The 23,770-nt window shown below is 68.4% G+C and carries 24 protein-coding genes and 1 pseudogene; 14 read left to right on the forward strand and 11 right to left on the reverse strand.

What is annotated here, in order from left to right:
• The first annotated feature begins 6 nt into the window (after positions 1-6).
• Positions 7-1,173 carry a serine hydrolase domain-containing protein gene (locus JO379_RS17450; protein WP_209515669.1) on the forward strand — a complete coding sequence of 389 codons (1,167 nt, stop codon included), beginning with the start codon at positions 7-9 and terminating at the stop codon, positions 1,171-1,173.
• 101 nt (positions 1,174-1,274) lie between these two features.
• Here the strand turns inward: JO379_RS17450 and JO379_RS17455 are convergent, their stop codons facing one another.
• The 3 genes from JO379_RS17455 to JO379_RS17465 form a co-directional block, all read right to left on the reverse strand.
• Positions 1,275-1,880: an NsdA family TPR-like regulatory protein gene (locus JO379_RS17455; RefSeq protein WP_307842036.1), complete on the reverse strand. Its 606-nt coding sequence runs from the start codon at positions 1,878-1,880 to the stop codon at positions 1,275-1,277.
• Between the two features lie 137 nt (positions 1,881-2,017).
• The gene (locus tag JO379_RS17460; RefSeq protein ID WP_130878536.1) at positions 2,018-3,154 is read right to left on the reverse strand and encodes a cystathionine gamma-lyase; all 1,137 of its coding nucleotides are present in this window, start codon (positions 3,152-3,154) and stop codon (positions 2,018-2,020) included.
• A gap of 18 nt (positions 3,155-3,172) precedes the next feature.
• On the reverse strand, positions 3,173-3,553 hold the full coding sequence (locus tag JO379_RS17465) for a phage holin family protein (protein ID WP_130878535.1): 381 nt from the start codon (positions 3,551-3,553) through the stop codon (positions 3,173-3,175).
• 63 nt (positions 3,554-3,616) lie between these two features.
• Between JO379_RS17465 and JO379_RS17470 the strand changes: the two genes are divergently transcribed.
• The 3 genes from JO379_RS17470 (at position 3,617) to JO379_RS17480 (ending at position 5,399) form a co-directional block, all read left to right on the forward strand.
• Positions 3,617-3,934: a cupin domain-containing protein gene (locus tag JO379_RS17470; RefSeq protein WP_130878534.1), complete on the forward strand. Its 318-nt coding sequence runs from the start codon at positions 3,617-3,619 to the stop codon at positions 3,932-3,934.
• Between the two features lie 163 nt (positions 3,935-4,097).
• Positions 4,098-4,313 (forward strand): DUF5326 family protein, encoded by a 216-nt coding sequence (locus tag JO379_RS17475; RefSeq protein WP_209515672.1) that lies wholly within the window; start codon positions 4,098-4,100, stop codon positions 4,311-4,313.
• A gap of 639 nt (positions 4,314-4,952) precedes the next feature.
• The gene (locus tag JO379_RS17480) at positions 4,953-5,399 is read left to right on the forward strand and encodes an SsgA family sporulation/cell division regulator (protein WP_130878532.1); all 447 of its coding nucleotides are present in this window, start codon (positions 4,953-4,955) and stop codon (positions 5,397-5,399) included.
• Between the two features lie 193 nt (positions 5,400-5,592).
• Here JO379_RS17480 and JO379_RS17485 read toward each other — a convergent pair whose 3' ends face one another.
• Positions 5,593-6,924, reverse strand: coding sequence for a YibE/F family protein (locus tag JO379_RS17485; RefSeq protein ID WP_372449143.1), 1,332 nt, complete (start codon positions 6,922-6,924; stop codon positions 5,593-5,595).
• 183 nt (positions 6,925-7,107) lie between these two features.
• Between JO379_RS17485 and thiC the strand changes: the two genes are divergently transcribed.
• Positions 7,108-8,880, forward strand: coding sequence for a phosphomethylpyrimidine synthase ThiC (thiC, locus tag JO379_RS17490; protein ID WP_209515674.1), 1,773 nt, complete (start codon positions 7,108-7,110; stop codon positions 8,878-8,880).
• An 85-nt stretch (positions 8,881-8,965) separates the two neighbouring features.
• On the opposite strand, the gene JO379_RS17495 is transcribed toward thiC, so the two are convergent.
• Positions 8,966-9,250, reverse strand: a complete 285-nt coding sequence (locus JO379_RS17495) for an NUDIX hydrolase (protein ID WP_209515677.1) — start codon at positions 9,248-9,250, stop codon at positions 8,966-8,968.
• 53 nt (positions 9,251-9,303) lie between these two features.
• On the opposite strand from JO379_RS17495, the gene JO379_RS17500 reads away from it, so the two are divergent.
• On the forward strand, positions 9,304-9,837 hold the full coding sequence (locus tag JO379_RS17500; protein WP_209515679.1) for an NUDIX domain-containing protein: 534 nt from the start codon (positions 9,304-9,306) through the stop codon (positions 9,835-9,837).
• Here JO379_RS17500 and JO379_RS17505 read toward each other — a convergent pair.
• Positions 9,815-11,166, reverse strand: a pseudogene (locus JO379_RS17505) (NsdA family TPR-like regulatory protein). The gene JO379_RS17500 and the pseudogene JO379_RS17505 sit on opposite strands and share 23 nt — an antisense overlap.
• 263 nt (positions 11,167-11,429) lie before the next feature.
• Here JO379_RS17505 and JO379_RS17510 point away from each other — a divergent pair.
• Positions 11,430-11,906, forward strand: a complete 477-nt coding sequence (locus JO379_RS17510) for an ATP-binding protein (protein ID WP_372449092.1) — start codon at positions 11,430-11,432, stop codon at positions 11,904-11,906.
• Between the two features lie 63 nt (positions 11,907-11,969).
• Here JO379_RS17510 and JO379_RS17515 read toward each other — a convergent pair whose 3' ends face one another.
• A complete protein-coding gene (locus JO379_RS17515; RefSeq protein ID WP_209515688.1) occupies positions 11,970-12,209 on the reverse strand; it encodes a hypothetical protein in 240 nt (79 codons plus the stop codon).
• Between JO379_RS17515 and JO379_RS34305 the strand changes: the two genes are divergently transcribed.
• Positions 12,208-12,393: a DUF7848 domain-containing protein gene (locus JO379_RS34305; RefSeq protein ID WP_443742800.1), complete on the forward strand. Its 186-nt coding sequence runs from the start codon at positions 12,208-12,210 to the stop codon at positions 12,391-12,393. The genes JO379_RS17515 and JO379_RS34305 overlap by 2 nt on opposite strands.
• 942 nt (positions 12,394-13,335) lie before the next feature.
• Positions 13,336-14,448: a pentapeptide repeat-containing protein gene (locus JO379_RS17520; RefSeq protein ID WP_209515690.1), complete on the forward strand. Its 1,113-nt coding sequence runs from the start codon at positions 13,336-13,338 to the stop codon at positions 14,446-14,448.
• A 527-nt stretch (positions 14,449-14,975) separates the two neighbouring features.
• Here JO379_RS17520 and JO379_RS17525 read toward each other — a convergent pair.
• Entirely contained in the window at positions 14,976-15,755 is a 780-nt protein-coding gene (locus JO379_RS17525) for a GntR family transcriptional regulator (RefSeq protein ID WP_209515692.1), read from the reverse strand.
• A gap of 175 nt (positions 15,756-15,930) precedes the next feature.
• On the opposite strand from JO379_RS17525, the gene JO379_RS17530 reads away from it, so the two are divergent.
• The 4 genes from JO379_RS17530 to JO379_RS17545 all read left to right on the forward strand — a co-directional run bounded on the left by JO379_RS17530 (position 15,931) and on the right by JO379_RS17545 (position 19,453).
• Positions 15,931-16,278, forward strand: coding sequence for an SCO3933 family regulatory protein (locus tag JO379_RS17530; protein ID WP_209515694.1), 348 nt, complete (start codon positions 15,931-15,933; stop codon positions 16,276-16,278).
• A complete protein-coding gene (locus JO379_RS17535; protein WP_209515696.1) occupies positions 16,278-17,582 on the forward strand; it encodes an FtsK/SpoIIIE domain-containing protein in 1,305 nt (434 codons plus the stop codon). The genes JO379_RS17530 and JO379_RS17535 overlap by 1 nt, the downstream gene beginning before the upstream one ends.
• Complete coding sequence (locus JO379_RS17540; protein ID WP_209515698.1) at positions 17,579-17,773, forward strand: hypothetical protein; 195 nt, start codon at positions 17,579-17,581, stop codon at positions 17,771-17,773. The genes JO379_RS17535 and JO379_RS17540 overlap by 4 nt, the downstream gene beginning before the upstream one ends.
• A 288-nt stretch (positions 17,774-18,061) precedes the next feature.
• The gene (locus tag JO379_RS17545; RefSeq protein ID WP_209518733.1) at positions 18,062-19,453 is read left to right on the forward strand and encodes a replication initiator; all 1,392 of its coding nucleotides are present in this window, start codon (positions 18,062-18,064) and stop codon (positions 19,451-19,453) included.
• A gap of 147 nt (positions 19,454-19,600) precedes the next feature.
• Here JO379_RS17545 and JO379_RS17550 read toward each other — a convergent pair whose 3' ends face one another.
• Positions 19,601-21,163 (reverse strand): recombinase family protein, encoded by a 1,563-nt coding sequence (locus tag JO379_RS17550; protein ID WP_307842037.1) that lies wholly within the window; start codon positions 21,161-21,163, stop codon positions 19,601-19,603.
• 79 nt (positions 21,164-21,242) lie between these two features.
• On the opposite strand from JO379_RS17550, the gene JO379_RS17555 reads away from it, so the two are divergent.
• Positions 21,243-21,374: a thiamine biosynthesis protein ThiC gene (locus JO379_RS17555; RefSeq protein ID WP_209519044.1), complete on the forward strand. Its 132-nt coding sequence runs from the start codon at positions 21,243-21,245 to the stop codon at positions 21,372-21,374.
• Positions 21,375-21,516: 142 nt separating this feature from the next.
• Here JO379_RS17555 and JO379_RS17560 read toward each other — a convergent pair whose 3' ends face one another.
• Together JO379_RS17560 and JO379_RS17565 are read right to left on the reverse strand one after the other, a co-directional pair.
• Entirely contained in the window at positions 21,517-22,425 is a 909-nt protein-coding gene (locus tag JO379_RS17560) for a hypothetical protein (protein ID WP_130878529.1), read from the reverse strand.
• 181 nt (positions 22,426-22,606) lie between these two features.
• Positions 22,607-23,683: a metallophosphoesterase gene (locus JO379_RS17565; protein ID WP_130878528.1), complete on the reverse strand. Its 1,077-nt coding sequence runs from the start codon at positions 23,681-23,683 to the stop codon at positions 22,607-22,609.
• Positions 23,684-23,770: the final 87 nt, after the last annotated feature.

Here is a 23,770-nt window from a genome sequence, read left to right on the forward strand (position 1 = left end):
TCCCACATGGCTACGTACGCCTTACCCCGTGCTCTGGCCGCCCTGGCACTGGCGGGATCGGTCGCTACGGCTACGGTCGCCCCGGCGGCCGCCGCACCGCGTGTTGCGCCACGCCACGCCGATCACTCCGCGACGCAGCAAGCCCTCGACGCGATCACCGACGGGGGGACCCCCGGTGCCCTGGCCCGAGCGGACCGTGCGGGCGAGGTCTGGCACGGCACTTCCGGCGTGGCGGACCTCCGCACCGGCCGCCCCCGCCTTCCGCACGACCGGTTCCGCATCGGCAGCCTGACCAAGCCCTTCATCGCCACCGTCGTGCTGCAACTCGCCGCCGAGCCCCGGTACGGCCTGTCGATCGACGACACGGTGGAGGGGTGGCTGCCCGGCCTGGTGCGCGGCAACGACAACGACGGGCGTCGGATCACCCTGCGTCAGCTGCTCCAGCACACCAGTGGCCTCTACGACTACATCCGCGACGAGGGGTTCCGCGCCAGGTTCACCGGCAAGGCGTTCTTCACCCACCGGTACGACGGCGCCGCGCCGGAGGAGTTGGTGCGGATCGGCCTCGCCCACAAGCCGGAGTTCGCCCCCGGCGAGGGCTGGTCCTACTCCAACACCAACTACATCCTGGCCGGCATGGTCATCGAGAAGGCCACGGGAAACAGCTACGCCTCGGAAGTGGAACGGCGCATCATCAGACCCCTCGGCCTGCGCGGAACCACGGTCCCCGGCACGTCGTCCTCGGTCCCCGGCCCGCACGGCCGCCACTACTCCAAGCTCTACGTCGCCGACCCGGCCGCCCGGATCCACGATGCCACCGACTTCAACCCCTCGGTCTCCGGCGCCTCCGGCGAGATGATCTCGACCAGCCGCGACCTGAACGTCTTCATCCGGGCCCTCCTGCGCGGCGAACTTCTTCCTCCCGCCCAGCAGAAACAGATGTTCACGGGCCGCGACCTGGGTGACGGCAGGTCCTACGGCCTCGGGATCAGGTCGCAGACGCTCAAGGCGTGCGGCGTGAAGGTCTGGGGGCACAGCAGCGATATCACCGGCTCCCTGACCCGCACGGCGGCCACCGCCGACGGCAGGCACGTCATGACGATCAACCGGAACGGTGACTGGGGCGATCAGGCACTGGAGCAGTCGGCCATCGAAGCGGAATTCTGCGGCTGACCTGTCGCTGTTGATCCACAACCTGCGGGCCCGCTACAGCGCGGCCGTGAACGCGGCCCAGGCTCTGACGGAGATCGTCAGGGCCGGGCCGTTGGCACGCATCAGTCGTGCGTCTTGAGTGCTGCCACGAGGTGCTGTCCCTCCGGTGCTCCTTGTCGCAGCAACGCGGCTGCTGTCACGTGGAGTTCGTTCCACGCGTGCGGACGACCCACGACGGCCGCGTCCGGGATGGCGTGCAGCGCGACCGCCACGGATTGCTCCGCCTCTCCCGCACCGGCCGCCGCGTGCGCCAGGCAGGCGCGGTACCAGGCCTTGTCGCGCCGGTAGTCGTCGGGCAGGGCGGCCAGTCCGCTGGTGAGGTGATCGATGGCGGCCGGCCAGGCGCCGAGGTGCATTTCCGCCATGCCGCGTTGCAGGGCGAACCACGTCTCGTCGTAGAAGTACCTCCACGCCGGCTCGTCCTCGGGGTGCTCGGCGGCCCGGCTGATGAGGGTCCGGGCCTCGTCCAGGAGCCGGTGGGACGCGTCGGCGTCCCCGTTGAGCGCGTGCCCGCGCGCCTCCTCCCACTGCGGCCCGTCCACGCTCTCGGGAAGCGACAGCTGCCACATCAGCAGCCGTACGGCGTTCGCCGACAGGCGCGGGTGGCGGATGATCTCGTTCGATACCTGCGTGAAGAAACGCTCAGGGGCGATAACATGCCGAAGCATCCTGGGACTCCTTACAAGTCCTTGCGGGTGTAGGCCCTCGACCGGTGTTGGCGCACCGCCGAGGGCCGACTTCGTTCCGTGACGAAGTGGCTCAATTACCGTCACCGTATCGCGAGCCGGCCGTCCCGCGTGCGGCTTCAAACCCCGTTCGTTTGTGCGAGGTTGAGGGCCGTCAGTACGTCAGCGACCAGATCCTCCGTGTCCTCGACGCCCACCGAGAAGCGGATGAAACCGTCCGGCACCGCGTCCCCGCCCCACCGTCCCCGGCGCTCCGCCGTCGAGCGCACGCCGCCGAAGCTCGTCGCTTCGTCGACAAGCCGCAGCGCGGCCAGAAATCGCTCCGCGTGGGCCCGGTCCGGGAGGACGAAGGAGACCACGCAGCCGAACCGGCCGCCGTGCATCTGGCGCAGGGCGACCGCGTGCGCGGGGTCGTCCGGCAAGCCCGGGTGGCGCACGGCCGTCACTTCGCGCCGGTCGTGCAGGGCGCGTGCGAGAGCGAGGGCGGTGGCCGCCTGCCGGTCTACGCGGAGCTGGAGGGTGGCGAGGGAGCGGTGGGCGAGCCAGGCCTCCATGGGGCCCGGGATGGCTCCTGTGGTCTTGCGCCAGGCGCGTACGGCCGCTGCCAGCTCGGGGTCCGGAGTGGTCACATAGCCCAGGAGTACGTCACCGTGGCCGGTGAGGGCCTTGGTGCCGCTGGCGACGGAGAAGTCGGCGCCCAGCTCCAGCGGGCGCTGTGCGAGCGGCGTGGCGAGGGTGTTGTCGACGGCGACCACCGCGCCACGGCTGTGGGCGGCGTCGGTGAGGCGGCGGATGTCGCACACGTCGAGGCCGGGGTTCGAGGGCGTCTCGATCCACAGCAGGCGCACGCCGTCCAGGGCGCCCAGTTGCGCGTCGTCACCGGTCGGCGCGGTGCGGACCGTGACGCCGAAGTCCTCCAGGCGCTCGCGCAGCGCGGGCAGCAGTTGGTAGCCGTCAGCGGGCAGGAGCGCGGTGTCCCCCGGCCGCAGCTGGGAGAAGAGCACGGCGGAGATCGCCGCCATGCCGGACGGGAACGTGATCGTTTCGGCCGCCGGATCCCCCGGGTACTCCAGCTCGCTGATCGCCCGCTCCAGCGCCGTCCACGTCGGGTTCCCCTCGCGGCCGTACGTGTACGGGCCCGCGACCTCGCCCGGCAGGTGGTAGTGGGCGGCGAAGGCCGGGCCCGGGAGCGCCGGCTCGTTCGCCCGTGGCTCCGGCAGGCCCGCCCGTACGGCTCTCGTCCCGTCTCCGGTCATTGCCGCAGCCCCTCTCCGTCAGTCCTGTTCGTCCGGCAGGATCACATGCATCGCCCACGCCACGATCGAGATGATCAGACCACCGATCAGCGAGGTCCAGAAGCCCTCGATGTGGAACGCCAGATCCAGTTGGCCCGCGAGCCATGAGGTCAGCAGCAGCATCAACGCGTTGATCACCAAGGTGATCAGGCCGAGGGTGAGGATGAAGAGCGGGAAGGACAGCAGCTTCACGATCGGCTTGACCACGAAGTTGACCACGCCGAAGAGGAGCGCGACGGCCATCAGCGTCAGCACCTTGCGGGCGGTGTTCTCCCCGGACAGGGTGATGCCCTTGAGCAGCCAGATCGCGACCGCCAGGGCCGCCGCATTGGCAATCGTCTTGACTACGAAATTCTTCATGATGAGATCGTTGCAGACGGGATCGGCCCGGCGAGGATCGGCACTGCAAGGGGTGAACGACGGATGAAGGCGTTCCGGCTGGACGAGCTGGAAGCGGAGCGGGCCGCCAACGAGGGCGCTTATCTCCAGTTCCTGCGCGAACGGAACATGTCGGTCGGGCTGTACGCGCTGGACGCGGGCGACGCGGACCCGCAGAGCCCGCACGCCCAGGATGAGGTGTACCTGGTGGTGAGCGGCCGGGCCTCGATCACGGTGGGGCTGGAGACCACGGAGGTCGCGCGGGGCAGCGTCGTCTACGTACCGGCCGGGGTGGCGCACAAGTTCCACCACATCAGCGAGGATCTCCGGGTCGTCGTCGTCTTCTCTCCGCCTGAGAGCTGACCCCTTCCCCCGCCTACCCGTAGGGGGACGTTCAGGGATGGACGGGGGCTGTGGGGGCCCCGCGGACCCACCGGTCCGTCCTAGCATCGAAAGCAGGCCGGATCAGCCGGCTCCGGACGGACTCGTGAACCGTGCGGACTCGTGAGCGGAAAGCAGGGACGACATGGCCGAGAAGGGGATATTCGAAGGACTGCCCTGGTGGGTGAAGTGGATCGCCGTGCCGGTCCTCGTGCTCGCCGTGTTCGGCAGCCTGATCGTCAGCGTGCTGGGCTTCGTGCTCACCTTTGCCTTCAAGCTGCTGCTGCTCGCGGCGCTGATCGGCGGTCTGGTCATCCTCGTCAAGAAGTTCACGTCGTCGTCCTCGAAGGGCGACTGGTAGGCACCCGGCCCCACGCCGCCCGCCGCCCGGCCCGGCACTCCCGCCCGGGTCGGCGCCGGCCCGGCCCGCAACCCACGGCAATCCCGCCGCGCGATTAACCCGCGAGGCGGGTTTTTCCGTTTTCTGGCTTACGCCCATCTGCCGCGCGCCGCTTCGGGCCTTGCGCCCGACGCGACCCATCCGTCACACGGAGTCAACTCGACGAAGCGGACTAGCGGGATCATCCCTCCCTCTTCCCGGTATATCCCTCCATGCGGCACAGTGTGGGTGAGAAGCACCCTCTGCTCCGTCGCGGACCCACCCCGTTGTGATGTCAACCGGAGCGCGGGGCAAGGGAATACGCCCTCGTCACGCGCTTGCCGCCGCCTTTGTCGACTACCCGGACCCGTCCCGGTTCGGCGTCAATGGATCCGGCGACTCTGGCGATTTCTCAACTGTGGAATCTCCGGGATCGACTCCTCCCTGTAGTCGAGTCGCTACGCTCCAGAGTCAGGAAGCTCGTATGCTCACTCACGATCTCTATCAGTATCTGAAAAATCACTCCTTGTGGTCTGGTAGGCGTTGTTGTCAGACTATGGCGCCAATAGGTTCATGGGGATCCAATCCCGGCCAAAACCGACATAGACGGGACATTGGGCGATGCGCGAAACAGTTCAGGCGGAAGTGATCATGACGTTCCTCGTCTCCGAGGAGCTGTCCTTCCGGATCCCGGTGGCGCTGGATTACGACAGCAGCGACCCCTACGCGGTGAAGTTCACCTTCCACCTTCCCGGCGACGCGCCTGTGACCTGGGCGTTCGCACGGGAGTTGCTGCTCGACGGGCTGAGCCAGCCATCCGGCGAAGGCGATGTGCATATCTCCCCCGCCTCCGCCGAGCACCTGTCCGACGTCTTCATCCGGCTGCAAGTGGGCGGCGAAGGCGCGCTGTTCCGGGCCGGGGCCGCCGCCCTCGTGGCCTTCCTCGACCGGACCGACCGCATCGCCCCGCTCGGTGAGGAGCGTTCCGTCGCCGACTTCGACTACGAGCTGGCCGCCGCCCTCGACAGCATCCTCGCCGGCAACCCCGAGGGGCAGAACGCCGGTTAGTGGCCCCGGTCGGTCGCCCTGCCGGCGGGACCGCTCGCCCTCCCGGCGGGTCGGTCAGGTCATCGAGGCCGGTCGGGCCCGGGGTCGGCCAGGCCCCTCGTGGGTCGCCAGGCTCATCGAGGTCGGCTCGGTCACCGGGACAGGCCCGGTGGCAGGGATCCGCCCCGTCCTCGTCCCGCCCCGTCCCGCGCTCTCACTTCGCGCGGCGGCGCCTGCCGCCCTTGCCCCCGGTGCGCGCGCCGGGCTTCCCCTTGCCCTTCGCCGACTGCCGGTCGGCGCTGACGACGAGCGCCGCCAAGGCCGTCGTCACCGGGACCGAGGCCACCAGCCCGATGCTGCCCACCAGCGTCCGTACGATCTCCTCCGCGACGAGCTCACTGGTCGCGACGGCCCCCACTCCGGCGTCCGCGATCGTGAACAACAGCAGCAGCGGCAGCGACGCACCCGCGTACGCCAGTACCAGCGTATTGACCACCGAAGCGATGTGGTCCCGGCCGATCCGCATGGCGGATCCATACAGTTTGCGCCAACTCGCGCTCGGGTCGGCTTCCTTCAGCTCCCACACCGCCGACGTCTGCGTCACCGTCACGTCGTCGAGCACACCCAGCGAACCGATGATGATCCCCGCCAGCAGCAGACCCTGGATCTCGATCTGCGGATAGAGGCCGTGCACCAGGGCGGTCTGGTCGTCCGTGTTGCCCGTCAGATGCGCCCAGTCCATGAACAGGGAGCCGAGCAGCCCGATGACCACCAGCGACGTCAGCGTCCCCAGTACCGCCACGGATGTCCGGGCGGAGAGGCCGTGGCACATGTAGAGCGCGATGAGCATGATCGCGCTGCCGCCGACCACGGCGACCAGCAGCGGGTTCGAGCCCTGGAGGATCGCGGGGAGGATGAACATCGTCAGCACGCCGAAGCTGATGACCAGCGCGATCAGCGCGAAGAGGCCGCGCAGCCGTCCGACGACCACGACCGCGAGGGCGAACAGCGCGGCGAGGATGACCATCGGCATCGTCCGGTCCACGTCCGTGACCGAATAGCGCAGATTCTCCGGGGCCTTCGGCGCGTGGGCGAGCACCACCTTCTGGCCCACGGAGTAGCGGCGGGAGGAGTCCGGCCGCACGATCTCGGTGAAGGTCTTGCCCTTGTCCGGGCCCTCGGAGACCTCGATGGTCGCGGTCTCGCAGGACCCCGGCGGGGGCGCGGGCGCGCCGGGGCCGCCCTGGCCGCCGGGCTTCTGCTGCTGCGGCAGGGCGCCCACCTTGGCGCAATCGACCTCCTCGATCTTGACGACCCGGCCCGCCCGGGTCTGCTGGTCGAGGCCCAGCCCGGAGGGCTTGTGCGAGGGCGCGCCGCCGGGCCAGAGCACGATCAGACCGGCCACCACCGCGACGGCGAAGGGGATCAGCACCGCCGCGATCACCTTCCGCAGATGGGCGGAGACGGGGGCGGCCGGGCCGTGGCTGTGCGCGTGGGAATGCGAGTGGGACTGGGGACTGCGGTCTGAGCTGGTCACGCCACGCATCATCGCAAGCCCCACTGGTCCTCCGGACGGGGGAAGCGCTAGCGTGGTGCCACCTTTGCAATCGCGGGAGCTCGGAGCACCGGGCTGAGAGGGCGCTGACCTCCGTACGTACGTCGTACGGAAGCCGCTGCGCCGACCGCCGAACCTGTTACCGGGTAATGCCGGCGTAGGGAGTCTGGTCTCATGACCTCGCAGGATGCACGCACGTCCGAAACCGGCCAGATCGGCTGGCACAAGGACTACGTGACCGGCTCGCGGCCGGACCTTCGGGTCCCGGTACGGCGGGTCCACCTCACCAACGGCCAGGACGTACGGCTGTACGACACGTCCGGTCCGTACACCGATCCGTCCGTCGAGACCGATGTCCGGCGCGGTCTCCTGCCGCTGCGGGAGAACTGGATCGTCGGCCGCGGCGACACCGAGGAGTACGCGGGCCGCCCGATGCGTCCGGAGGACGACGGGCTCAAGCACACCTCGCCGCGCGGGGGTCTGAAGAACCTCGACGCGGTCTTCCCCGGCCGCCCCCGGCTGCCCCGCCGCGGCCGGTCGGGCGCCGCCGTGACCCAGCTCGCGTACGCCCGCCGCGGTGAGATCACCGAGGAGATGGAGTACGTGGCGCTCCGGGAGAACGTTTCTCCCGAGACCGTTCGCGAGGAGATCGCGGCGGGCCGGGCCGTGCTTCCGGCCAATGTGAACCACCCGGAGATCGAGCCGATGATCATCGGTAAGAAGTTCCTGGTGAAGGTCAACGCCAACATCGGCAACTCCGCCGTCACCTCCTCCATCGAGGAGGAGGTCGAGAAGATGACCTGGGCGACCCGCTGGGGCGCCGACACGGTCATGGACCTCTCCACCGGCCGCAACATCCACACCACGCGTGAGTGGGTGCTGCGCAACTCCCCCGTGCCGATCGGCACCGTGCCGCTCTACCAGGCGCTGGAGAAGGTCGACGGCAAGGCCGAGGAGCTGACCTGGGAGATCTACAAGGACACGGTCATCGAGCAGGCCGAGCAGGGCGTGGACTACATGACCGTCCACGCGGGCGTGCTGCTGCGCTACGTCCCGCTGACCGCCCGTCGCAAGACCGGCATCGTCTCGCGCGGTGGTTCGATCATGGCCGCGTGGTGCCTGGCGCACCACAAGGAGTCGTTCCTGTACGAGAACTTCGAGGAGCTCTGCGAGATCCTCGCCTCCTACGACGTGACGTACTCCCTCGGCGACGGGCTGCGCCCCGGCTCGATCGCGGACGCCAACGACGAGGCGCAGTTCGCGGAGCTGAAGACGCTCGGCGAGCTGAACACGATCGCCAAGCGGCACAACGTGCAGACGATGATCGAGGGCCCCGGGCACGTCCCGATGCACAAGATCAAGGAGAACATCGACCTCCAGCAGGAGATCTGCGAGGAGGCGCCGTTCTACACGCTCGGCCCGCTGACGACCGACGTCGCGCCCGCGTACGACCACATCACCTCGGGGATCGGCGCGGCGATGATCGCGTGGTGGGGCACGGCGATGCTCTGCTACGTCACGCCGAAGGAGCACCTGGGCCTGCCGGACCGCGACGACGTGAAGACCGGCGTCATCACGTACAAGATCGCCGCGCATGCGGCGGACCTCGCCAAGGGGCACCCGGGCGCGCAGGAGTGGGACGACGCGCTGTCCGACGCGCGCTTCGAATTCCGCTGGGAGGACCAGTTCAACCTGGCCCTCGACCCGGACACCGCCCGTGCCTTCCACGACGAGACGCTGCCGGCGGAACCGGCGAAGACCGCGCACTTCTGTTCCATGTGCGGGCCGAAGTTCTGCTCGATGAAAATTAGCCGAAGCATCACAGAGCAGTTCGCCCCAGATTTGGCCGTTTCGGCCACTGATGAGGAGGTCGAAGCGGGGATGCTGGAGAAGTCGAAGGAGTTCGCGGCGAGCGGCAACCGGGTCTACCTTCCGTTGGCCGATTGATCGAAGTGGAGGCAGGGGGCTCAGCTCGCGACACGAGCCCCCTGCTGCACCGCGCCCTAAGCACCGGCGCGGAGGGCTAAGGCCCTCAGGAAGTCAGCGGCTCCCCGTGTTCGAGGTACTGCGGATGGGACTCCCGTCGGGCAGTGATCGCACACTTGACCCGGCGTGCGAGCCTCGGGATCAGTAGCTGGTCGACCGCCTCTGTCGGGTGAAACTCGGCGGTAAGCAGCTCGTCCGCATCCAGCTTGATCACGCTGACGTCTTCCTGCTGTTGCTCGCTGCCGTCGAAGACGTGCAGCACCTTGTCTCCTTCGGCCTCGTTCGGCGCCCAGTCCACGACCAACAGATCGCTTGATCGGACGTTACCCACTTGGGGTACCCCTCTGGGATGCTGGATCCAGTTGGCTAGGGAGGGCAACGCACATGCAGTGGACGACCCATGGCGAGCGTCAGATCTACACGAACAAGTGGGTGAACTTGTGCCTGGTCGATGTTGAGCAGCCGGATGGCCGACGGTGGGAGCACCACGTTGTTCGGCTTCGTCACCTCGCCGTGGCGGCGGTAGTCAACGAACGCCGCGAGATATTGATGATGTGGCGCCACCGGTTCATCACGGATTCCTGGGCTTGGGAACTTCCCATGGGTCTGATCGAATTGGACGAGACTCCCGAAGAGGCTGCCGTTCGAGAGGTTGAGGAAGAGACGGGCTGGCGTCCTGACTCGGTGAGACCGTTGGTGTACGCGGAGCCTGCGAACGGCATCACAGACTCGCAGCACTACGTGTTCAGGGCCGACAGCGCCACCTACATAGGTCCTCCGACCGAGAAGAACGAATCCGATCGGATCGAGTGGGTGCCCCTGGACAAGGTCCGGGGCATGGTCGACCGACGCGAGATCGTCAGCAGCGGATCACTTGTGGGTGTGCTCTACGTGCTCATGGACGAAGCGATCCGCTGATCATTGAAGAGCAGCCCGGAGCCGTGTCCTGAAGGCCACAGCTTCGGGCTGTTGGCTGTAAGGGGCGAGCTGCGATTGGAAATCTCGCAGATGCCCCATGACCCTCTCGGAGCCGACGGACGAGGCTGTCTCCAGGGAAAGGGTGGCTGTGCTGCACGCTTGATCGACGTTGCCGCGTTGAAGCTGTGTGGTGGCTAACCAGAAAGCATGGAACGCGCGTCCACGCTGGTTGCGGGCATCCTCGCGCTGTAGGGCGTCCGCGATCAGAGGTTCCGCGACTTGGGCCTCGCCCAGTCGGCCGTGAGCGATCCCGGTGTCCACGATCAACTTGGGCTCATCGAAGTAGGTGACCCACGCTGGGTCCGGGTCCTCCGGAGAGATTCGCTCAAACTGACGATGGGCTTCGGCGAGCGAGGCGTGCGCGGCGAGCCTGGCTCCATGGCTACTCATGGAAGCGTGTGCGAACGCTTCGCGCATCGACAGCATGGACATCACGCGGGGCGTGGCGCCGTGCTCGCGCGCTGTGTCCTGAGCGGCGGTGGACAGTGCTACGGCGTCCGCCAGCTTGTCCTCGTAGGTGGCCTGCAAGCTCATGCACGCCAAAACGTTGGCCATGAATGGGCGATCGTTGATCGCCTTCGCCAGCTGCAAGGACTCGGCAAAGTAGGTGCGAGCCTGGCTGTACTGCCGGGCGTCGAAGTAGATCCAGCCGGTGAGCCGGGCCAGTTCGGCGGCGATCCCGAAGAGGCTGTCCCGGTACGCGCCCTCGCTGGCTTCCTTGATCAGATCTACCACGTAGCGGAGTTGGCCTACCACGGCAGGGCGGAGGACCTCGCCGCCGTGTTCGTCGTCCCTCCGCCAGTAATCCTCAATGGACGAGTGCAGCGCACGCAGCGTGGAAGGGCTTAACCGTGGTCCGGTGGCGGCGGTCAAAATGCTGTCCAGGTCCGTGCCGGGGATGGCACTCACGGGCTGCACCGTGTGGAGGGACGACGCGGGCACGACGGCCTCCGGCTTGGCGGCAGGGGACCCGGCGGCCGGCGCCTCCCATGGTCTCCTCGCTAAGCCAAGCATGTGCCCGGGAACCCGTAGGCCGTCGGAAACCCGTTCGATGACTTGCATGTCCCTGAGCTTGCGCTTTTTGGAGATCACTTCCCCGACGCGGCTCGGCGTCAGTCCCGTCCGCTGGGCGATCAGGTACGGGTAGAGGCCCGCGCGCCGCACAAGGGTGAAGATTTTCGAGAAGTCGCGATCACGGCACGCTGTGATCATCTCGGGGTCTGCCAACAACCTGGCGGGCAACTCAGGGATATGTGATGGGTTCGGCATGCACGGCGCTCCAGCTCGCGGTTGGCTTGCGCTGATCATTGCGGCGGTCCTACCTGACGTGATGCTACCCACTCTGGGTAAGCCGTTGGGCCTTATGCCTTGCCACTCTGCCCGTGAAGCTGAGGGGCATGGAGAGAAGACGGGAAGGTGCGAACGGGCGGGAGGGGGCGCGGCGTTGGTCTCGCCGTCCCCGTTCTGGCGGCCTGGCGCGGACTGAGCTGCGTAGGGCGCTTCCCCCTGGAGCGACAGCATCCAGTCCGCCTGTGCAGCGTTTCCGGTCGATGACGCTCTTTGCGGAGTGGCAGGACACGGTGTGGGCTGCTCGTAATCTGGCTGGGTCCGCCCTCGAAGACTGGGGCTTGCACGCCCTGGTGGACGACGTGCGGTTAGTCGTCTCGGAGCTGGTTGGCAATGTGGTGCAGCACGCGGTTCCTGACGATCGTTTGGCTTGTCCGGGTGCTCCTCGTCGGATCGATGTCACGCTGACGATGTGGCCGAAGTGGCTGTTCCTCGGTGTGGCTGACGAGGACTCCAGTCCGCCGACCTTCCCTCTTGGTGAGTCCTTCTCGCCTGAGCTCGCGCACGGCCTGCCGGAGGCAGTTCTTCCCGATTCGGGCCGTGGGCTGTTGATCATTCACCGGCTGGCCGACGCCCTGTGGTGGGCCCCGGAGGAAAGCGGCGGTAAGACGATCTTCTGCCGTTTCGACCTCGGCGAACGCTGCGCCGACGGTCCCGCCTAGACACATTCGTTCGATCGACCTCGCGCCAGATGAAGGGTGGCAGACGTGAAATTCCGAGTGTGGTCACAGCAAGTGGAACGCGGTGACGTGGTGATCGACAGGGGTCGTGGGCGTGAGGTCAAGGCCGTGCGCCGGAACGGGCGGGGTGAGACCGTGCTTGTCTTCAAGGACGGCGGCGCCCACCAGTGCGTCGCCGCGACGGCATGCCTCGTAGTGGATCGCGACGAGAGGCGTTCCCGTGCGCGGTAGGGCGGCGCTCAGTTCCGACGCCCAGAAGGGCCGGTGGGCGCTGGAATGGGACATGTCGGGGAGCGGGCCGATATACGAGGTTGAGTGCACGACCTGCGGGAGATCCTCGGAGGCGTCGGAGGGTAGTGCAGGGCCGGACGCGTGGGCCCTTGAGCACGCGGACCGGACCGGCCACACCGGCTACCGGAACATCCTCACGCGCTTCTCGCGGGCCTCGCGCTCGGCGGGCACCCCCTAGACCGGGTGAGGGCCGTGCCCTGGGGATAGATCAAGCGGCCCTCATCCTTCAACTCCCTCAGTGCGTAGACCGTGGCGCGGCGGGCCGTTCCTCCCGCCGTGCCGTGGGAGCGGACGCTCATCCCGCGTGCCGCATATGAGGGGGCGGCGGGCTCCGTTCACCCCGTCGTCAGCGGTCCGGCCCTGATCCCCCGCGTGAGAGGCCGGACCGCGCACAACATCCGCAGAAGCAAGACCGGACCACCCCCAGGCCTGGAAGCAAGAGGGGTGGTCCGGAAGGGATCGCGAGGACCCCGGTGCCGATGGTACCGGGGCTCTCGTCGTGCGTCCGTGCGATAGCCCAAGAAGATCCAGATCAGTCAAGGACTTTGAGGGGTGGCAAGTTGATGTCGGGGCCTGAGCGTGAGGCGTTGGAGGGTGGCGTCGGAGGGTCGGGGGCTGGGGAGTTGGCCCCGGACACGGTGGGAGCGTGGGTGCGCGGCGTGGACTACGTGGCGGGCTGGCGTGAGGCTACGGAAGCTGTAGTAGAACTCACGGAGGCACTGGCGGCTGCTGGGGTGGCTGAGGCCGCTGTGCGGATGCGTGCGGGGGCGCAAGAAGATGGTTCGGGCGTGGTGCGACTGGAGTTGGCTGTGTCGGCGGCACGCGAAGTGACAAAGCTGGCCCGAATGGCAGGGGTGCGCCTTGGCGGAGCGAGCTGAAACTTCGTTCTCGACCTCGATTAGCTGACTGGCGGCGGGTAGATGCGGTGTGATGAGCCATGCGCCCGCATCAGGTGGTCAGACGATTCCTCGTAGTTCTTGGGTGCTGTGGAGGCGTATGCGTAACGGCCGGAGCGGTACTGCTGGTTTGGCGAGGGCCATGGTGGCTGGATGGCCAGTATCTGAGTACCGAGCACCTACGCTCGGGCTCGGCCGCTCTGGTCACGGGGTTCCGCACCACTGTGGTGCAGCTACTCGCGGTCCTCGGAGCCGGCATTGCCCTGATCTTCACCGCGTTCAACTACCGGCTGACCCGGCGCGGACAGGTAACTGATCGTTTCATCAAGGCCCTGGAACGCCTCGATTCCGAAGAACTCTACGTCCGGCTCGGCGGCGTACTAGCTTTGGAACAGATCGTCCAGGACGCCCCCGACCAGGCCACCCATGCGGCACAAGTTTTGAGCGCCTTCCTCCGGCGCCGCGCTCCTGGACAGACGCCGACGGCACCAGCTTCAGCCCGACGGGACCGCATCGCCGCTGCCCGCCGATCAGCCCTACGCGGAACTGAGCCACCCCCAAGGTTGCCTAGCCCTTCACCGAGCAGCCCCGAAGCCGACGTGCAACACGCGCTGACCGCACTCACTCACCCCTCGATCCGCAAAAACGTCGCCCCAGAGCAAGAGCTCGTCCTCGACGAACTCAACCTTGCCGGCGTCAAGCTCACCGGGGCGAACCTTTCCTACATCTGGCTCAACAAGGCGAACCTCTCCAATGCCTGGCTCAGCAGGGCGAACCTCAGCGGCGCTTGGCTCAGCAAGACGATCCTCACCGGCGCCTGGCTCGTTCATACAGACCTCACCCACGCCAGGCTCGACGGAGCGAACCTTAGTGGGGCTCGCCTAACCGATGCGACCCTCACGGGCGTCATTCTCGACGGGGCGAACCTGACTGGGGCTTGGCTTGAGGAGGCGGACCTCACGGCAGCCTGCCTCAGGAAGGCCGACCTCACGGCGGCCCACCTAGAGGATGCGACCCTCATCCGGACCCGCCTTGAGAAGGCCGACCTCACAGCGGCCCACCTAGAGGAGGCAAACCTCACCCAGGCCCACCTCGACGAAGCGAACCTAACCCGGGCTCGGCTCGACTCAGCTGATTTCAACGGGGCTGATCTCACTGCGGCTCGGCTTGACGGGGCCTATCTCGGCGGAGCGGACTTGAGTAACGCCCTGGGATTAACACCTACGCAGGTATGGAAAGCCGTCATCACATCGTCCACCCGACTGCCAGATGTGATGGCGGGCCACCCGCTTATCACCGCCCGCGTGCGAGAGATCGAGCATAGGTTCGATCTCTAACGCTCTTGCCCTACAGGGAGCCGGTGCCCGGGTGGCTCGTTTCGCTCAGTTCACCAGGATGGGGCGGCCGGACGCTCAGCCGTGACGGTGGCTAGCCAAGCGGAGCGCCCATGGCGGGCTCAGCCGCAGCGCGGCAGCTGCCCGCTCCCCCTCAGCCACGGCCAGGCCGTGCGGTCTCCTCACGCTCCCGCATCCATGACGGCGCGAGTACGGCGCCTGACCCCACGACGCATGCTTTCTGGGCTCCGGCCCCGCCCCCCCCACCTGTCCACTCGCTGCCAGCTGTCTGGGCGTGCGCAACGACGATGCGGCGGGTCGGCAGGCACCCGCCATATGTACCGCTCAGCGCTGCCGCCCCGGACCGTCGCCGGTCGGCCGCCTTCGGAGTTGAGGGCGTGTCGGGATGTGGGCGGTGGGCGTCCGGCGGGACCGGCCGTCAGGCCGCAGCCCGCCGGGGCGGCCGGACCGCCCGGCGCGCCGCAGGCGCGCCCTTGAGTAAGTGAAGAAGGTTTCGACCGATCCCGCTTTCAGGCGCGGGTGCGGCGTGCGGTGGGGGGCTTCTCGGCGGTGATGCGGTAGGCGAGCTGGGCGCGTTCGGCGCTGATGCGCAGTTCTTCGAGGATCAGGGGCTGGTCGTTGGTGCCGTGGGTGATGCGGGCGGTGTGGAGGACGGGGGTGGCGTCGGGGATCTGCAAGGCGCCACGTTCGGCAGGGAGCGGCATGCGGGCTTGTACCGTCTCGGCCCACCACAGCTTGTGCCCGGTCTTGCTGAGCAGCTCGTAGATCGCTGTGGGTTCGGTGTCCGGGGCCTGGGCGAGTTCGGTGTCCTCGGCGGTGGCGAAGGGGATGAGCGTGCGGTGCAGGGCCCTGGTGCCGGTCGCCGGATCCGTGAGCAGTCGTTCGCAGCCGAAGAGCGCTTCCCCCTCGCCCAGTCCCAGCGGCGGGCCGGTGATCGCGGTTGTCTCGGTGCGGTAGATCTTCGGTTCGCCGGGCTGTTCCCAGGCGATGCCGTCGTGGGTGACGAACGGGCCTGATCCGGTGCGGGTGATGCGGCGGTCGACGGTGACCGGCGGCAGACCGGAGGTGCGGACGAAGCTGCCCTTGCCGTGCTGGACATCGATCAGCCCCTCGGCGCGAAGCGCGGCGACCGCGTTGCGCACGGTCGGGCGGGAAACCTTGTAGCGCTCGATGAGCTGCGCCTCGGACGGCAACGGGGCTCCGGGGGCGAACTCGCCGGACAGAATCGCGTCCCGGATTGCGGCCGCGACCTGCTGGTACAGCGCTCCGGGGCGCTTGATCTCCGTCATGCCTGGGTCCTTCGCTTCGGCGGTGGTCGGCGGTGACCATGTCACTCGTCGCTCATAACTCGTCAGCATAAGCACTTGCGCTCCAGCCCGACAGGGCCTCATAGTCTCAACTCGTAAGGACGAGTGACGTCAGCCGGGTGGTTTGGCGTCTGAGGCCAAGGGAGGCCCACACCCCATGCAGTCCATCCCTGTGGACACAACCCGGCTCGGCGTACTGCGGTGCGCTGTCGCGCCGGAACCGAAGATGTCTGGCTTTGAGACGAAGGAGGTGAAGACGGACCGGGACGGCAACACGATCTACACCGTTGCCGTGATGGTCCGGCAGGACGGTCGGCGGGTCTCGGTCATCGAGATCTCGGTGACCGGCGAACCGAAAGGCGTCGTGGAGGGCGCTGAGGTCCGGGTGACGGGCCTGGAGGCGTTCTCCTGGGCCATGGGCGACCGGCACGGAATCAGCTTCCGCGCCGCCGCCATCACCCCCGCACCGGCCGCTGCTCCGGCGGGCAAGGCGGGTGGTGCGTGATGGGACCGATCACCTTCGCGTTCCTCCTGGCGGCCCTGGCCTGGGTCCTGGTGGCCGGCGCCCGACTGAGGGATCAGAACCCGGTGTGGTTCTGGTACCTGACCGGCTACCCGGTCGTGGCCGTCCGGGTGCTGACCACGTGGCGGAAGGTCGCGCACCTGCATGACCTGTCGGTCTCGCGCCGTCCGGCACGCGGCCTCGTCGGGGACCTGGTGGTGAAAGGGCAAGCACTGCGGCCCATCGCACCCCGCATTTCCTTCCCCAGGGCGACGCGTACGGGGTTAACCCTGGTCGTGCGCCTGCACCCCGGCCAGACACCCGCCCCCTTCATCCAGGCCGCCGACGCCCTGTCCCACGCCTGGAGGGTCCACGCGGTGCGGGTGACCTCTCCGCATCGCGGCCTGGTCCGCCTGACGGCCACTGTCACGGACCCGTTGGAGCGGCCCGGGATCGCGGTAGCGCCGGTGGTGCTGCTGTCGGCTGTGGTCGGGATCCTGGAGAGCGGCGGGGCGTGGGTGATGAACCTTCGCCACGTGCCCCACTGGCTGATCGTCGGCGCCACCCGGTCCGGGAAGTCCGCGCTGCTCGCCCGGCTGGTGAAAGAACTCGCCCGGCAACCGGTGGCGCTGGTCGGGATCGACTGCAAGGGCGGCATGGAGCTGAACTTGTTCGCCCGGCGCTTGTCCGCGCTGGCGACCACCCGCCCCGAAGCCGTCGCCACCCTCGGCGCCCTGGTCGCCGACATGCAGGACCGCATGCGCACCTGCCGCGACGCCGGAGCCCGGTCGATCTGGGAACTGCCGGAGAAGCTCCGCCCGGTCCCGGTCGTGGTGATCGTCGACGAACTAGCAGAGCTCTACCTCACGGACGGCACCCGGGCGGCAAAGGCGGAGGCCGAGCAGTGCTCCACGTTCCTCCTGCGCCTCGCGCAGCTCGGCGGCGCCCTGGGCCTCCACCTGGTCATCGCCGGACAGCGCGTCGGCTCCGACCTCGGTCCCGGTGTCACCGCCCTGCGGGCGCAGCTCGGCGGCCGGATCTGCCACCGGGTGCATGACTCCGGCACAGCGGAAATGGCGCTCGGTGATCTCAACAAGGACGCCGTGGCGGTGGCCCTGTCGATCACGGAGGCGGAGAAGGGTGTCGCTGTCTGCACCGGGCCGGACGGTGGCTGGGTGCGGGCGCGTTCGCATCTGACGTTCACCACGGAGGCCCGGGACGCTGCCGCCAGGCATGAGCACCTGCCCCCCGAACTCCCCGGCGTTACCCGCGCCCTGGAGACCCTCACCAAGGAGGCAGGCGCATGACAGAGAACGCGGCATTCCCGCTGGTGCTGGTCTTCGGGATCATCACCGTCCTCCTGGTCCGCTCCCGCGATGTCCGCTGGTGGCAAGCCGTGCTGGTCGCTCTGTTCGGCGTCTACATCGGCCAGACCCCCGTCCTCTTCACCATCCACGGCCTTGTGGCCTGGTTCCTCTCCCTCTTCCCCAACAGCTAGGCACCGGAGGCCCTGCCATGCCCATGCGCCGTGTGCGCTGCCCGATCTGCAAGGGCGAACGACGCACCAGGAAGACCCGTTCCGGCCGCTGGCACCGCTGCCGCTGCTGCCGGGGCACCGGCACCATCCGCTAACCCCACCCCCGACCGCACAAGGAGTGAGCGCCATGGACGACACCGGCCCACCAACCACCACCTGTGCCGCTTCGGCGGCCCACCCCGGGAGGTCCCCACCATCCCCACCAGCAACCCGGCTGACAGGCGCGCCGCCCTCGACCGCGCGGCGCGCCTGCGTCATCTCTCCGACGTCGACCAGGACGTCATCCGCCTCGCCCAGGACCCGTTGTTCCCCCGCTTCCTGGAACAGATCGCCGCCACCGGCGGTTGCGCCCACCCCGTCCACCTCTCCGGCTCGACCACCACGCGCGACGTCGCCACGGGGGAGGTGCTGCACCACTACGACACTCGCACCGAACCGGGTGAGCGGCTCTTCGTCCGCTGCCGCAACCGCCGAGCGTCGGTCTGCGCACCGTGCTCGCGCCTCTACGCCGGAGACACCTTCCACCTCGTCCGCGCCGGACTCACCGGCGGCAAGAGCGTCCCGGTGCAGGTGCGGGAGCGGCCCCGGCTCTTTGTCACCCTCACCGCGCCGTCCTTCGGCCCCGTCCACCGCGCCACCACCGACGGGCAACGCTGTCGCCCCCGACGCAATGCCGGGACCTGCGAGCACAACCGCCCGGTGAGCTGCGGAGCCGTCCACGACGTCACCGAATCGGTCGTCGGCCAGCCGCTGTGTCCGGGGTGCTACGACTACCCGGCGCACGTCCTGTGGCACGCCCACGCCGGACAACTGTGGGACCGCTTCACCCGCGCCACCCGCCGTACCCTGGCCTCGGCCGTCGGCCTGGCGCAGGCCCGGTTCCGCGACCATGCCCGGCTCTCCTTCGCTAAGGTCGCGGAGTACCAGAAGCGCGCCGCCGTCCACGTCCACGCCGTTGTACGCCTCGACGGCCCCGACGGACCCCACACCCCGCCCCCGGCCTGGGCAACCCCCGAACTGCTGACCAGCGCGGTTCACACGGCGGCACGGTCGGTCCTCGTGCGCAGCCCCTACAGCCCGTCCATCGGGGAACTCGAACTCCGCTGGGGCACCCAGCTCGACGCCCGGCCCCTGCGGGCCTTCGGCGACACCGACGGCCTGGCCGACGACGCCGTCGCCGCCTACGTCGCGAAGTACGTCACCAAAGGCGCCACCGACACAGCAGCCGGCACCGACTACCGGCTCCTGACCCGGGACGACATAGACGCGGCAGCGGTGTCCCCGCATATCCGGGCCCTCATGCGCACCTGCTGGCACCTCGGCGGCCTACCCGAGTACGCCCCCCTCCGGCTACGAGCCTGGGCCCACACCCTCGGATACCGAGGCCACATCCTCACCAAATCCCGCGCCTACTCGACCTCCTACACCGCACTACGCACCCAACGTGCTGAGCATCAACGCTCCACGGAGACGCGCGTACCTGACGGCCCCGAAGTGGCCACCGATTCCCAGTGGCGTTACGTCGGCTCCGGCCACACCCCCGGCGCGACCCTCATAGCTGCCGGAATCGCCGACGACCTCGTCCTCAACCGCGAGCTTGCGCGTGAAGACCTGAGGGCGCCTGGTGGTGAGGTGGAGTGAGCCATGCCAGCACTGGAAGGTTAAAAACAGAGCGGGAGAAGGACGAGGAAGCGGCGGCACGGGCATGGATTGAGCGGCACGTGCGCGAATCCCCGCCCTTCTCGGAAGATCAATTACGCAGCATGGGGGAGATTTTGGGGCTGAGGCTCACTCGGAGGAGCGCCACACCGGCTTGAGCAGGTCAAGGTCAAAGGCCTTGTTTCCCTTGCCTCCAGGCATGGCAGTGACGGCGTGCAGCGCCTTCTTGATCAACTCTCGCTTCTGTGTGAGGGTGCGGGACTTCCACGACGTGACGATGTCGGCCTCTGCGGCTTCGGCTGCTGCCTTCATCGCCAAGTGCTCTGCCTGCTCGGCGCGCAGCTTCTTGACCCGGGCTTCGAGCGCCGGGAGGTTGCGGAAGAACGTCTCGTCATCAACGTCGGGGTCGCCGTTCTGCCAGCGGTTCTCAAGCTGCTTGCGGCTCTGAATCGCCCGCTCAAGATCCTCGGCCTTGCCCCAGTCGGGGATGTCCCGGTTGCTGCTGGCTGCTTGAGCTTCAAGTTTGGCGATAACTAGATCCTCGACGTGCTTGTCGGTCTTGTCGCCGCGCTTGTAGGTCTTGTTGCATCCGCCGTCTACGGTCTTCTTGCACATGTAGGCGTGCTCGTACTTGAGCCAGGTGTTCGCCTTAATGCCGATCATCTTGTTGTTGCAGACGCTGCCATCCTCAAGGGTGTTGCCGCACCGCAAGATCCCCGTGAGCAGGTACTTGTGTACGACTCCCCCGAGAGGGATCCCGGCACCGTGCCCGCGATCGTGGATCGCCGCTGTGACGGCGTACCACTCCTTGGGCGTGATGATCGACGCCCACTCGCCCACGATCGGTTGGTCGTCGCCGTCGCGCACCAGCTCTCCCTTGACCTCTCGGTAGCCGCACAGGCGGGCGTTCAAGAGCACTTGCTTGACGGTCTGGTACTGGAAGGGGTTGCCACGGCTCGTGATGAAGCCGATTTCCTTCCACTGCTTGGTGATCTCCGAAACGGATGCCCCGGCGATTACGTCGCGCACGGCTTGCCGGATGGCCGCTGCTTCGGCGGGGCGGAGAGTGACCTTGTCGTCATCCCAGCCGAAGGGGCGCCATGCGGCTGTGGACTGGCCACGGATCGCCCGGTTGCGGTGGCTGTTGCGGGCCCGACGCTGCTTCTTCCTGGTCTCGGCTAGGGACATGGCCACGCCTACAAGGCCCTTGATCTCGAACCCCTCGGCGTAGAGATCTTGCATGCCGTTCGAGTCGTGATAGACGCGATCTTCATGGGCGGTGAACGCGCTTAGGTAGCGTTCCCAGTCCCCGGGCCGCCGGTAGAGGCGGTCATCGTTGACGGCCATCACGCCATGAATGGGGTAACCCTCGGGCGTCTGCCCAGTCGTGAGGTCGTTGATCATCTGCTCGAAGTCGTCTCGGATCACCTCCTCCTTGCTGGCGCTCTTGTCGTTGTCGGTGTAGCGGTAGACGATCAGCCACCCGAACTTTCGGGAGTTGTCGGTCATCTCGCGGTGCTGATCTTCGATGCCGTGGGCGTCCTTGGCCCGCCCATCGAAGGAGATGCGGGCGTAGCACACCACGCATTTGAGGGACGGATCTGCGGCCAGCATGGCCCGCACTTCCTCGACGGACGGTAGGCCTTCAGGCGTGCCCCGAAGCTTGCTGATGACCTCTTCGCGCTTGCCCACGTAGTCCTCCTCAGGTCCGTGTGGAAACGGGCTGGTGGAACGACGCTAGCGTGTGTGAGGTCTGTTGAAGTTCTGTTCGATGAAGATCTCGCAGGACATCCGGCGTGAGCACGGCGGGGATCTGGCCGTCGACCCGGAGGCGGGCATGGCGGAGAAGTCCAAGGAGTTCGCCGCGAGTGGCAACCGGGTCTATCTGCCGCTGGCCGACTGACCTCGCCACGGACCTCCTGGGGGAGAGCCACCGCGCGCCGTGCGGTGGCTCTTCCACGTCCCGCACCCTCCCGTGGTGGGGGGAAGGAAACCCCCGGTGGTCCCGGACGTCGTAACGGTGCGGGTCACCCCTGCGCCCCGGGTCAGTCCGGCCGGTGGTCCGGACCGCCGTAGTCGGGGCTGGTGAAGTCGGGGCGGGAGTAGCCCGGGCGGGGGCTGGGGGAGGACTCGTCGTCCGGGCTGGAGAAGCCGGGGCGGGAGTAGCCGAGGTTCGGCGTACGGCTGTGGGGGTCGCGGGCCCGGGGAGGGGGTGTCGGCGGAGTGGGCGAAGGGGCGGGCGGTGTGGGTGGTGCCAACGGGGCGTTGGCGAGGGATTCGCGCAGGAACGGCAGCATGCCGCGCTCCAGCAGCGCCTGCCGCCAGGCATCGCGCGCCCGCTCGGCGTCCTCGCTCAGCCGGAGGCCGCGCGCGTCCTGGGCCAGGCCCGAGCCGTTGCGCAGGGCGGTGACCAGCATGGCGGCCATGGCGACGAACACCCCGGCGACGGTGAGGCCGGCGAACCACCAGCCGACGGTGACCATCGGGTCCGCCACGGCCTCGTTCGACGCGACCGTGCGCAGGACATAGCCGACGAGGAGGAAGAGCAGCGCCGCGATCCCGGCGAGGACCGGGGCGAGTACGGCGAGCACCGCGCCGGCGCCCGCGCCCGCCGCTTCGGACACCTCGCCGACGACGGTGAGGGGCGCGACCCCGCCACCGCCGCCGTCGGTGCCGCGCGGGACGGTGCCGACCGGCTGGGGCTGGGCGGCATTGGAGGGCGCGCGCAGTTCTTCGCGCGCCTTCAGAAAGCTCTGGTATTCGCTCGCCGCACAGGCCGCGATCGCGGCCATGGCGCTCCGCGCCATCGTGCGGAGCTGTTCTGCGTCGAGCCGCTGTCCTATCGCGGCGGCCAGTTCCGGGTCATGGTCTGCGGTACGCAACGCTTGGTCGAGGACGCGCTCGAATTCCGGGCGGTCCTCGGCCAGCAGGTGCGGAGCGCTGTTCATGTGCATCCCCCGATGCTCCGTAGGGCCTCGTCGCCGGCTTGGCACCGGCTGTGGGCGGAAACGGAGGAGAGCCTGCTACGGATAAGCCGATGGTAGAGCCGTTCTGTCGCGAGGTGACAGAGAGTTTGCCGAATTACCCCGCGCCAGTGGAACCCCCTACCTGCCCGTGCACCTGCCCACTGAACCCTCAGGCACCCAGCGGGAGTTGCACCACCAGTAGCTTTCCGGCCATTGTGACGCCGCCGTCCATCGCGACCGCGAGCCCGTCCGCGTACAGGTGCGGGCCGTCGACGAGCGGGCCGCCGCCCTCGTCGCCGTCCTCCTCCTCGGTGCCGACCTCGCCGAGCAGATAGGGGATGGGGCTGTGGCCGTGCACGATGCGGCCGCCGCCGTAGGTGTCGAGCAGCTCCCGCACGGCCATCGGGCCGGCCTCGTCGTCGCGGAAGGCGAACCGCTTGGTGAACTTGCGGAACAGGTCCCAGACCTCGTCCGGGTCGTTGCGCTGCAGGGCCTCGGTGACGGCGTCGTTGACGGCCTCGATGGAGTCGCCGTAGTCGAGGTAGGCGGTGGTGTCGGAGTGCACGAGCAGGTGCCCGTCCTCCTCGGCCATCGCGTCGAGCCGGGACATCCACTGCATGTGGTGGTCCTCGAGCCGCTCCATGTCGGTGCGCTGGCCGCCGTTGAGCAGCCAGGCCGCCTGGAAGGAGGCGGTGCCGGCACCGGACTGGACGGGGGTGTCGGCGAACCGCTTGGCGCCGATGAGCAGCAGCTCGTGGTTGCCCATGAGGGCCTTGCAGTAGCCGCCGGCGGCCGCGGCCTCGGCGGACAGCCGCATGACGAGGTCGATGACCCCGACGCCGTCCGGGCCGCGGTCGGTGAAGTCGCCGAGGAACCACAGCCGGGCGTTGCCCGCGGCCCACTGGCCGTTCGCGTCGATGAGGCCCTCGGCGGCGAGCGCCGCGTAGAGCTCGTCGAGGTAGCCGTGGACGTCGCCGACGACGAAGAGCGGACCGGGACCGCCGGGCACGGGCGCCGCCGCCTGCGGGTCGGCGATCGGCGTCAGCTTGACGGTCGGCACGTCCCGCGGGGCGGCACTCCGGCTGATGACCGGCAGGTCACGGGCGGTCGGGGTGTAGCCCGGGGGGTACTCCGAGGGCGGCTCCGCGTGGGCGTACGCGGGCATGGGAGGCGGCGCGGCGTACCCGGGGAAGGGCGGCACCGCCGCCGTGGTCCGTACGGGTCCCTGACCGGCCCCCTGAGTCATCGACCCCTCCACCATCGCGCCGCCGTGCACCTTGTGGACCTTGCCTGGTCGACGGCGGTCCGTGGTGTCGTGCGCCCATCATAGGAA

This window comes from Streptomyces syringium (assembly GCF_017876625.1).
Classification (GTDB): domain Bacteria; phylum Actinomycetota; class Actinomycetes; order Streptomycetales; family Streptomycetaceae; genus Streptomyces; species Streptomyces syringius.